Origin of the sequence: Robertmurraya dakarensis, from assembly GCF_900156875.1 — a bacterium.
Taxonomy (GTDB): Bacteria; Bacillota; Bacilli; order Bacillales; family Cytobacillaceae; genus Robertmurraya; species Robertmurraya dakarensis.
This window is the reverse complement of record NZ_LT707409.1, coordinates 3,254,008-3,266,070: the sequence shown is the minus strand read 5'-3', so window position 1 is coordinate 3,266,070 and position 12,063 is coordinate 3,254,008. Positions and strand designations below refer to the sequence as shown.

General features: G+C 38.8%; 7 protein-coding genes. 6 read left to right on the top strand and 1 reads right to left on the bottom strand.

Annotated elements, in window-relative coordinates; translation table 11 throughout:
* Window positions 1-210: 210 nt before the first annotated feature.
* Window positions 211-2,106 (top strand): O-antigen ligase family protein, encoded by a 1,896-nt coding sequence (locus CZ487_RS24485; RefSeq protein WP_077214976.1) that lies wholly within the window; start codon window positions 211-213, stop codon window positions 2,104-2,106.
* A 144-nt stretch (window positions 2,107-2,250) separates the two neighbouring features.
* On the opposite strand, the gene CZ487_RS24480 is transcribed toward CZ487_RS24485, so the two are convergent.
* Window positions 2,251-3,543 (bottom strand): Ig-like domain-containing protein, encoded by a 1,293-nt coding sequence (locus CZ487_RS24480; RefSeq protein WP_077214975.1) that lies wholly within the window; start codon window positions 3,541-3,543, stop codon window positions 2,251-2,253.
* 169 nt (window positions 3,544-3,712) lie between these two features.
* On the opposite strand from CZ487_RS24480, the gene CZ487_RS24475 reads away from it, so the two are divergent.
* The 5 genes from CZ487_RS24475 (at window position 3,713) to CZ487_RS24455 (ending at window position 11,951) form a co-directional block, all read left to right on the top strand.
* Entirely contained in the window at window positions 3,713-4,954 is a 1,242-nt protein-coding gene (locus CZ487_RS24475; protein ID WP_077214974.1) for a transglycosylase SLT domain-containing protein, read from the top strand.
* 249 nt (window positions 4,955-5,203) lie between these two features.
* A complete protein-coding gene (locus CZ487_RS24470) occupies window positions 5,204-5,971 on the top strand; it encodes an Ig-like domain-containing protein (RefSeq protein ID WP_077214973.1) in 768 nt (255 codons plus the stop codon).
* A 13-nt stretch (window positions 5,972-5,984) separates the two neighbouring features.
* Window positions 5,985-7,424 (top strand): putative Ig domain-containing protein, encoded by a 1,440-nt coding sequence (locus CZ487_RS24465; RefSeq protein WP_077214972.1) that lies wholly within the window; start codon window positions 5,985-5,987, stop codon window positions 7,422-7,424.
* Window positions 7,425-7,441: 17 nt separating this feature from the next.
* A complete protein-coding gene (locus tag CZ487_RS24460; protein WP_077214971.1) occupies window positions 7,442-9,526 on the top strand; it encodes a hypothetical protein in 2,085 nt (694 codons plus the stop codon).
* A gap of 43 nt (window positions 9,527-9,569) precedes the next feature.
* Window positions 9,570-11,951 carry an RCC1 domain-containing protein gene (locus CZ487_RS24455; RefSeq protein WP_077214970.1) on the top strand — a complete coding sequence of 794 codons (2,382 nt, stop codon included), beginning with the start codon at window positions 9,570-9,572 and terminating at the stop codon, window positions 11,949-11,951.
* The last annotated feature ends 112 nt before the right edge of the window (window positions 11,952-12,063 follow it).

The window sequence follows — 12,063 nt, the reverse complement described above, 5'->3', positions numbered from 1 at the left end:
TTAAAATGTAGTAGTCTAGCATAATATACCATATTGGTAATGTCAGTTTATGTCTAATTTTGTCGGAATTGAGCTGGGTTTGAGAATATTTGCCTATTTATTTGATAAAACATATATAATAATAGAATAATTGAAAGGTAAGTAGGGATGCATATGTCGAAATCTCAAAGTTCTTATATATGGAGCCTTTTTATAAGTGGAATGTTAGTCATGTCTTATTTATTTTATGGTTTTTATGAGAGCAGTCATTGGTTAGGTTTTTCCATTATTTTATCAATGACTACAATGTTAGTGATTGTATATAGAGGATTGACGAAGAGGAGAGAACCCCAGACCAATTTGGTGTTTTTGGCGCTGCTCTTGGTAGCTTGTTCTTATGCTTTAACATTCATAAATGGTGTTGAGTCCGTCGAACACACTCTATTAAAAATAACTGAATGGACCATGTATGCCTCTTTCGTCTATCTGGTATCGAACTATTTCATACCTAACAAGATTCATACTATGCTTTTTTTTACCTCTATTTTTGCTTTTATGAGTCTCTTGGTTTTAGGTCGAATCGTTCACATTCAAGATGGTGTTTTAATACTTGGCGAAGGGTTAACCGGCAGTGGCGTGCGGTTAGGTGGCTTTTTTCAGTATCCTAACGCATTAGGAGCACTAGTAGGGGCGTTGCTGCTTTATCATATCATTCAGCTGATCGTGGATCCTTCTTTAACGAGGTGGCTAAAAGTAAGTATATATAGTTGTGTGCAGCTGCTTGGATTCCTATTGATCATGACCGAATCAAGAGGAGCATGGCTGGCATTTATAATTGGCTGGCTTGTAACGATGTGGCTTTTGAACGGGGAAAAGCAATTACAGTTCATCGTTGATTCAAGCATAATGGTTTTTTATAGCTTGACGATGTATTTAGTTTTTACAGAAGCAGGGTTTAGCAGGGGGCAATGGTTCGTCCCTTTCGTGGTTTTATCCGCTTCTGCTGTAGGGTTTGTATGTAGTAAGCTCCCGAAGCAGTTTGGTATTAATACTAGATGGACATTTCCGATTCTATTTTCATCTGGTTTTATTGCTTTATTTATTAGTGTAGTCAAAAAAGACTATCTCTTTTTTCTATTCCCACAGCCGTTGAAAGACCGGATTTCTCAAAATACATCCTCTTTCACAGACCGTTTATATTATATGAAGGATGGGTGGACGGCGATTCAAGATGATTTTTGGCTTGGGGCAGGCGGAGAGGCTTGGAAGTATAAAATGTATCAGGTTCAATCTGCTCCTTATTTGGTTCATGATATGCACAACTTTTATTTGCAGCAGTGGTTAGAGACAGGTGTTATTGGGTTTCTATTGCTCATTGCAGCATTGGGCTTAGCGCTATTTTTTGTCAGCAAACATAATTTATTGGTATTGCCGGTTCTTATCGTTATTCTAGTGCATAGTCTTTTTGATTTTACTCTATCCTATGGAACGATGATTATGCTGCTTTCTCTATTTATTATAGAAGGAATGGGAGATAAAGTGTTTATCCGGCATAACCCTGGTTCTATGAGTGTAGTGTTTAAGGGGGTGCTGGTTTTGTCCATTTTGATCACGGTATTCTTTAGCGTAAGATTCCAGCAGGGGGAAAAGGCGTATCTATCCGCACTGAAAGGACACAGCAGAGATCCTCTTCTTCTTATTCAGGACGCGATTCAGTTGAATCAGTATAAGACGGATTACTCATTGCAGTATAGCGAAATCCCAGGTATAGACTATGCTGAAAAAAGAGATGTTATTCTAAATGCACTAAAATTTGAGCCGCATCATGCGTTGCTTTATTACCAATTGGGGGTCATTGAAGCTGATCGTGGCAATGACCTTGAGGCCATTAAAGCATTTAAGCTGTCGCTTCAATATGATCGTTTTGACCAAAAGAAATATGAGGCCATATTGAAATATAGTCAGGAAAGGTCAGATGAGCTATTGAAAAGTGGGAATGAAGAGATGGCAAATTTATTAAAGTATGAAGGGAAAGCCATACACAATAAGTGGACTCAATTAAAGAAAGAAATTGAACAACATCCGCTCCAAAACCAACGAAACTTCGGACTCGTACCCCCAATGTAAACCAAACAGGTACCAGGTACCACAAAAGGACAAATAGCATAAAATGTCCACGGCCGGTACCAGGTACCTGAATAAGAAAAGACAGCAGAAAGTGTCCATGGTGGTAGCACTTTCTGCTGTTTTCATAATGTTAAATTAAGTTGTTTAAGCAAACTCGCCAATGTCGAAACGCATTTTGATACCTGTTTCCATGTTTTCTCCATTCATTGATTTAACCTTTTCGTTGATAAAGAGATTATAGCCATCCATCCAGGTGTAGTCTCCTACAGGTGTGACGATGATACTTTTGCTATCTTCACTGATTTCTAAATTAACGTCAACGGGGTGTCCAAATAAATCTTGAACATAAATCGTTTCATCACTTACTGTGCTGTGATCAACGGGTGCAGAGAATTGTATCGTCCATGGTTTTTTTACATCTGTACTTTCCTTTCTGTCCCATTCTCTCCATAATTCGTCTTTTGTGTAAGGTGAGAAAGATTCGATTGAATCCAGTTGAAAATCAATGCTGTCCGTTTCAACATATACTAAGCTTATTTCGTTCATGTCCCTAACAAAGAAAGGTAAGTACCCTTCGACAATAGAACGGGACGGAATAGATTCAGGGAAAACCTCGTCGCCAAATAAATCTATATCATCTTGACTAAGGACAAATTTTTCTAAATCATCTTTGTTCGTATGCCATGAACCAACAGTTATTTGATCGATGTTGACATCCTCGTTCGTTAAATTAGCTACTCGAACCTTCACAAAACCGATCATACCGTGATCATTTATAGAAAGAGGACCAAAGGATTTCAAATCTGTCATTTTGACGTCCTTCGCCAGCACGGTCAGCTCCTCTGTGCCATATTGATAAAAGTTTGACGGTACGCGAAAAAACTGTTCATCGAAAATTTGCTCAAAATAGTCAACGGGCTTTAATGATTTTAAGGCATCCTCTTCTTTATATAAAGAAAAATCATAGAATCCATCGAATCCATTAATATCAATCATCACACTTTGTGCCTCTACTGAAGATGTTGTTACATGAAAGGTGATGACTTCATTAGGTTGTACTACCTTTGGATCCCCAATATAGGAATAGGCCATATTCTGGATGTTATCATCCCAATAAATCCATTGAACACTTTCATTTGTCAATGTAATTGGTTGATCGCTAACGTTTCCAAATTCAAAAGTAGCTGAGACGCCGAGGTCTGTCCGATCTACTCCAATTGGTTGTATTCTAAAACCTGGCCCGAAGGTTGTCCCGATCATCGGTAGACCGTTCTTTGAGAGTGCATTACTTTCCGGCAATTCCTCATGTTCCTCCATATCAAGAGCTTGTGGCCTTTCCAATTCCTCATATGTAATAGCTGCTTCTGCTCTGAGGCTGGGGAAGGAGACTATTAACGTCAATAGAGCGGTGAAAATAAATAATGGTATTTTCCTCATAATTACTTTAACCTCCTGTTGTATAAATATTACTATTTTACTATTTTAAAGCAAGAAAGTACCTAGGGCAAGGATACTAGTAGTCTATACAGAAATATACAAACCATATAATTCTATTATTATGTTAAAGTATGGATTAATAGATTGAGCAGGTAAAGGAGAGGAACAATTGAAGAAATTTATAATTTTGCTGATCGGACTGATTGTGTTTACATTCAATCTATCTGTATACGCTGATTCAATCGAACATGTACAAGGGGAAAGTGAAGTTGTTGCTAGTGAAGAGAAAATTCTGTACGAGGAGCTCGATATGAAGGAAAAGCTTAGACTTCTTACAGAAACCGCTTTAAAGTATGAAATCCCACCAGAAATTTTAAAGGCGATTGCTTTAAAGGAAAGCGATATGATGCAGTTTAAAGATGGGAAACCGCTGATTTCTGATGATAACGGGATTGGAATCATGCAGGTGACAAATACGACACTTGATGTCGATCAAGAAAAATTAGCCATTGATACGGCATATAATATTGAAATAGGTGCCAAAATTTTAAAAAATAAGTGGGGTTTACAATTTGAGGGGAGAATTCCATCTATTAATGATGCCAATCCTACAATAATAGAAAATTGGTATTTTGCGATTATGGCTTACAATGGATTATCTGCTAGGAATGATCCAAATAAATATGAAAATACCTATCAAGAAAGAATCTATCAAACAGTTGAGAATTATAGTCAAATAGATGTGGCTGAATTTCCTAATATAGACATTGATTATCATTCAAATGGAACGATGTTTTTTCCTAATAAGCATCTAGAATGGGAAAGTGCTGTGACTGAATCCACGCAAATGTTTCTCCCAGGTAATTCTGTATATGTGATGAATTCTCTTGATCCTTACAAATATGATTATGGGAATCTCAGAGCGGTGCCTGACCAGTCCGCACCAGTTACTGAAGAAATTGCCTACTATACTGAGCTTGAAATAGTAGGAGGTCCTTATATCGCGTCTTCAAATCGTTATAATCAATTTGTGATGTATGAGGTAAAGGGTGTAGATTTTTCAGGTTTTATTGCCTCTTCTAATATTAGAAAAAAATCTACAAATGTAGAATTTGAGGTGTGGGCTGATGATAAAGGATCTTCTGATGTTAAAAAGAAATGGACCATAAACTTAAGCCAGCCTGTCAATCCTGAGACCGTACATGCGAGAAATATTTATATAGTTGATGAAGCGGGAGTGGGGGTTTTTACAAACATAAATTTCAGCGAAGATGGAAAGACTATTTTCATAGAACCTGAAACTCCGTTTGAACCTGGAAAGGATTACTCTTTATTTATAAAAGATCTGGTATCAGCAAGTCATGAATTATTAAGAGAAAGTATTCGCTTGCCTTTTTCAATTACACCATGATCCTCTACGAAAGGCTCTTTATAGGACGAGGTGAGTGCCCCCCGATTGTTCGTTGTGCCAAACAATGATGGTGCATTTCAAAAGCCTGTCACCACGTCCTTTAAAGGGCGTTTTTTTTTGCTATTTTTCAACAATTTTCCCGAAAATTATCTAGTAGATCCCTTCATTTTTCCTTACTTTTGTCGATAAATTATTTGATGACTACTTTTTGAAGGGAGGAAGGGCACATTAGACTGTGTCTGCGGCATCATGAATTATTCGAAATTTGTTCCTTTTTTTCTATTAATGGCATTTTCGCTTGTGTTACCAACTACGATTGCTAAAGCAGAAACAAAATCGGTTGTAGGCGTATCAACAGTTTATGAGGAGAAGAGAGGAAAAGAGGTTAATATTAGTGTGTATATCAATGGGAGTGAAGAAGTTGCAGGTGGATCTTTGACACTTTTTTATGATAAAACAGCTTTGACCGTTGAAGATGAACCCATCATCGGGGAGGAACTTTCTGATTATTTAACATCTGTTAATACAGAAAAGCCCGGAAAAGTCATGTTTGAATGGGCAAAAGCAACCGAGCAGATACTTGATGGAACACTTCTAACTGTTACGCTTGAACTGGAAAAGTCGAGTGAGACGATCAATCTGGATTTGCAAGAAGTAAAATTATTCAATGAAGATTTCGAACCAATTTCTGTCGATGTGTTTGATGGCCAAGTGAAGCCTTTTAAAGGTGATATGAGAAAATACGGTACAAAAGTTAAGGGCTCTAAAGAATGGAACGTGCGTTTTAATAAAGAGTTTAACAAATCTACGGTTAACAAGCACACTGTATTCGTTAGGGATAGCAGAGGAAACGTCATTGATGTAGCCATCAATTTAAGCGGCAAGAATATCATTGTCGTAAAACCAAAAGGTGTTTACGAGTATGGGACATATACGTTAGAGATTACAGAACAGGTTAGAGATTTAAATGGAAAACAGTTAAAAGAGCCAGTTAAATTTGAATTTTCGGTAGAGTAAGGAGGGGAATAATGTGGTGAAAAAAGGGATTAAAATTGTAACGGTTCTTTCCATGCTGTTCGTGTTAGTCTTTTCAAGCAAATTCTCAGAAACAAGTGCTGCGGCTGACCCTCTGCTTGAGGTTAGTTCAGTTAGATCGTTGGGAGATACTGTAACAGTACCAGTAATATTGCGTCATACAAGTTACTTAAGACATTTTCAATTTACCATTACATTACCATCTGACAGCAAAGGAGTCTCTTTAAAATCTTTTGAAACTGGAGATCTATTTGATGGTGAGATTTTTCGCCCAAAAGTTCAAATAAATGGAAACAAGTTAACCCTGGACTTTATTTCACAATCGGGCGCAGCGGAGCGATTAAGAGATTACAATGCAAATGAAATGGTCGAAATTGGCTATATTACATATGATTTGACTGAAGAGTTTACACCAGGTCAATCCGTTCCTTTAGAGGTCAAAAATGTAGTTGCAAAAGAGAAAGATGATGAAGATTTAACTATTAAAATATTAAATGGAGTAATTGAACACCGCATGACTGTCGGCGACGTTATTGGAAATGACGGTGTCACAACAACGGATGCGATGTGGGTGCTGCAGCATATTGGGAAAAATGATATTTCAGATCGGGAACAATGGCTTGCGGCAGATGTTGATGCGGATGGATTGTTAACACAAGATGACGCTCAGAAAATCTTAGACTATGCTACAGGAAAAATTAATACATTTCTTGCCATAGCTGCTCAGGAATTAACAAATGGAGTACTGCAAAGTGAATATTCTGCCAAGATTGAAGCTCGTCATGGAAGAGCACCATATGAGTTTGATAAATCAGGAAGACTACCGTCTGGCTTAGAATTAAACGAAGAAACTGGTGAAATTACAGGTGTTCCACGAAAAGCGGGAGAATATACCTTTACCATTGAAGTCATTGATGCTGTAGGAAATGAGGCAGAACGCACATATACGCTCAACATTATTGACTCTAACATCATTTCTGTTGAAAAAATTGCGCCAATTAATGTGAAACTAGGTGAAACGCCTGTCCTGCCTTCCAAAGTTAGAGTTACTTACAGCGATAAAACGACGGGAATGGAAAAGGTAACCTGGGAACCAGTGGATACATCAACATTGGGGACAGTCACAGCGAGAGGAAAGGTTGGCGATTCAGGCTTTACTGTCAATGCCACAGTACAGGTCGTGACAAAAAATTATATTCACAATATTAACGTTGGCTATTTTGAAATGCTGAACGTTCATACGATTGTTGTTGAAACAACTTCAGATGTATATGCGATGACGGTAAATGATATTCAAGCCCACTACGAAGGAAACAATCAGTATAGTTTGGCCAGTTCCACGTTTGAAGAAGGTACAGCTGTCACAATCAAGCTGTTCGATAAATATGGAAACGTACTGGAAACAAAGGTTCAGACATTAACTATCAATGAATAGTTCAGGAGGTGTGACAAATGGCGAAGTATCGTACCGGATGGAAAGTCGCTTTTATTACCATACTGTCTATTGCGGGAATCCTGGTTGGTTCCCTCAGTACGGCTGCTGCGGCAAAGCCTTATGAGTACACGTTTGAGAAAGATACTGCTAAATTTAATAAAATTGGCTATATTAACAAATTAATAGTTTCAATGGATGAACAGATTTCAGAACTTAAAGACTGGGATGACAATATTTATGTAGTTCAAGCTGATCAGAGAAGCGCTGCCCCCGTCAATATTATTAAAAGTATCGGTAAAGTGGGAACGGACCAGCTGACGATCACATTCAAGAATTTAGAGTTAATTGATTATGCAGGGATTTTAGATTATCAGCTCGTCATTAATAAAGAAACACTAAGGTTTGATCAGTTGGAGGATTATGTTATTCCATTTCAGATTTATGATATTCTTCCAGGGTTTAAATCAACTTTCATCGATACAGATGCTGATATACTCAATGAACATGTATATATGAATAATGCAAATAGAGATATCTTCGTACATGTGCCAAAAATCTTTATATCTTCTATTGAAACGATTCATCATTATGAAGGAATTCTACCTGAAGATTCTAATGAAGATGATGACATTTCAAAGGATCCGATTAGTGAAACAGATGTAGAGAATCCTGCATTGACGAATATTGATGTCTATGCAGATGAAGAAGCAACGCGCTTAAAGGTTGCGTTTGGAGATTCTCCTAATTTGCACAGCCGTGATTTACTGCGTCGTGCGGATATGGATGGCTTTTCGATGGGGCAGGCAGGGATTGATGACATTACGAACAGACAATCCGAAAGTGAAACAGAATTCTCGCTGAGAGCCTTTAATGATGATGGTAGATTTTTGGAGGAAAGAAGATTTAAGTTAAGGGTTAAGGATCCGGATGATGATTTTATCATTAGTGATTATCTTCCGGAACCGACAGATGAATTTGGAGAATCCTATAGCTTATATGACTTAATGGCTGACCCTGAAATGTTGGAGAACATCGTTAGCCGTATTCCAGTCAGTCAGTTGGATTCATTGGGAGTGACTTATACTGTCGGTAACACCAGTGTAACGGTTGCAGATGAAGAACAGCTGTTAATTGCGTTGAATAATCCGAAAGTGAAGACTATTAAATTGCCTAAAACTTTGACATTACAAAAGGATTTAGTTATTGACCGTAATGTGACAATTGAAGGCTATTCAGCAGTAACCCCGACTGATTTAAAAGGTTATGATGTTAGGCTTAGTGGTCCTGATATTACTGTACGCTTAAACAATCTTTCAATCGATAATGACTTACTCGTAGATGTCGGTGCTAATGGAACAGCGATCCTGGATAATGTGGCTGTTAAAGGCAATGCTGTTAGCACGGAAATCATTAGCGGTGGAAAAAACTCTATTCATCTCTATAAATTTAAGACAGATAAACTAGTAATTAACAATAGTTCTGAGCTTAGAGTGGTTGTGAATGGTGAGTTGAAGAAGGCATCAGATGAAACATTTAATACAGATGTAATCATTAAAGGGGTGGCCCCTGTTACGTTAGAAGGAAAGTATCAGAAAGTAAATGTTCAGTCTTCGATCACGTTAAATATGACAGAGGATACAGATATATCAACAATTGATATTGCAACAGGGCAAACTTTGAGGATAATGGGGACAGGCAGCATCAGCACATCAATTGTCGGTGAAGGTGATGTAGTTTTCCCAGACGGTGAAGGAACAAGTGTGGAAAGAGAATTTACCTATGACGACGAAGGGAAAACATTAGAATTTATAACGAATGAAGTACAGATAACTCTTGATCTTGAGAATTTTGTTGAGCAGGATTGTACAGAAGAAACCTGTGTTGACAGTATTCCAAGCGATATCAATTGGCAGGTTATAAATGGCTCTGAAGATCATATCTCCATAACCAAAGATATAAGAAATGTTTATAAACTTGTTATTGATAATACAGTTACAGATTTAAATGAAATTATTTTACAAGGAGTTCATTATCAGCTTGACGGTGAAGTAAAGCATAAAACCGTTTATACGGTAACAATTCCTGTTAGCATTTCGAAATAAATAGCTTGGCAGAAAACAAGTATGATATGGAGGTGAAAGAGACTTGTTTAGACATAGAAATCCGATACTATTAATGATAGGTATTATCCTACTGTCCTTAATAACGTTTGCATCATCAGCTGGCGCATATGGCGTCCTTAATCATGAAAAGGTTGTGGATGCCGGGAAAGATCATCTAGTTGTCTTAAAAGATGATGGAAGTGTGTGGGGTTGGGGGGATAATTCCTATTACCAGTTAGCCAATACTGGAGCGGATGCCGCTGATCCCAATCCTATAAAGAAAGCTGATGGCAATCGCTTATCAAATATCAAAGAGATTGCTGCCGGTGGCTATCATACAGTTGCCCTCGATGAGAGTGGAAAAGTATGGACATGGGGACGCAATGATATGGAACAGCTTGGCCATTCATCTGGTGTTAGTAAAGTGGAAGCACCCAAGGTGGTGGAACTGCCTAGAAAGATTGTCGCGATTGCGGCTGGTGATCACCACACTCTTGCTGTCGATGAAAATGGACAAGTATGGGCATGGGGCCGGAATATTTACGGACAGACTGGCGAAAGTGGTACGGTTGTGTCGTCATCGAGTAATAAAGTTCCTGTCTTGTCTGAGATAGTCGCTGTAACAGCGGGTGCTGATCATTCTCTTGCTTTAAAAAGAGATGGCACTGTCTGGACGTGGGGCCGGAATTCATATGGCCAGCTGGGCAACGGCGAAACTACTGATGTCAATGACACTCCTAGGATAGTCCCTGGGGTAAGCAGTATCATGGAGATTGCTGCAGGAGACAATCACACCATTGCTTTGAATCAGGACCGAACGACGGTATATGCGTGGGGCTTGAATTCATTAGGACAATTAGGCGACGGAGGCCGTGATAATAAATTGACTCCGATCCAAGTGGAAGGAATCACGGATGTGACGATGATCGCAGCTGGTGATAACCATACGATTGCTTTAAAGGATGACGGAACTGTTTGGGCATGGGGGCGGAATACCTCAGGTGTTGGTACGAGCCGTCCGACCCCTATTCAAATAAAAGGATTAGGTAATGTGAGTACAATTGGCGGCGGAGGTGGTTTCGACAGCTTTGTTCTTGCGGTTAGACAGGATGGAACCGTTTGGTTATGGAAGTCGATGTCTTCAGATCCAACCACGAAGGAACCTGTATTTACACAAGTTCATGGTATTGATAATGTTATGCAAATTAATGAATTTCCATTTGTTCAAGGAGGGCAGGTGCTGTTACGCTACTTTGGCGATGAAAATACGGTGAGTGTTAAGGTGAACGGAAGCTTTAATGATTGGGTAGATCTCCCGCTTAGGGAAGTTGGAAACAATGTATGGGAGTTGCAGGTGGAATTAGAGCCGGGTGAATATACGTATGGCTTTCTTGTCAATGGCCATTGGATGACAGATCCACTAAACCGTAATAAAGTGCTTGATGACTTTGGAAATTCGCTTAGTATATTAAATGTATTGCCATATCCAGAGTCAGGTCCAATTATAAATGGCCGCAACGTGACGTTTACTTATAGCAGTTTTGATGACAGTGGCCTGCTTGAGCTTGATGTGCAGACCGATTATGTGGCTGTAGTCGGCAGTTTCAGTAACTGGCGGGAAGTCCCGCTCGTAAAACAGTCGAACAATGTTTGGGCTGTCACGCAAACGTTGGAGCCAGGTGACTACTACTATTCATTTGTTGTCCGTGATTTAAGCTCAAGTCCTTACACCGTGAAGCACGATGACCCTTTAAATCCAAACCTTGAGTTGCATTCGGTCACCGGTGTGACCCGTAACAAGTTTCGCGTGTATGAATCATTACCCATTACGGTACCTGTTACAGGCGTTACATTAAACAAAGGGTCTGTTCTTGATTTAGTTGTTGGCGAGCGGGAATCATTATATGCAACGGTAAGTCCGACTAATGCTAGCAATAAAAATGTAAACTGGACTTCTAGTAATAGGTTGATTGTAGATGTAGATGCGAATGGGAAGTTAACGGCTATATCTAAAGGTACAGCGGTTATTGTTGCTACTACAGTAGATGGTGGAAAGACCGCAACTTTAACTGTCACAGTATCAGAGAAGGATGATGCTATATCTTATCCGAGAGTTGGTTATAAAGACTTTGGAACTAATACTGGTGTTAGTCCAAAGAAAGCCTGGAGCATAACGTTTAGTAAGGAATTGGACCGAAACTCATTAACAGATGATAGTGTCTATATATTAAATGAGACAGGTGGTAAAATGCCGATTGCTCGTCTTCTGCAAAAAAATGATAAAACGCTGGAAATCCATTTAATAAACGGATTAAGCTATGAATCAGGCTCCACATATTACCTTTTTATTGAGGATATAGTAAGAACGAAGACTGGGGAACAATTAAGTGATCCGGTTCAAATGAAGTTTACAATTGAATTATAAACGAAGAGGCTGTCCTATAAGTTTGCGGCTCTTCCGTTAGTGAATAGTAGTTGTTTTAATATATTCTGCTAAAAGACGGAGGTTCATGGATCTTATTCTTGGGACAGCTCTT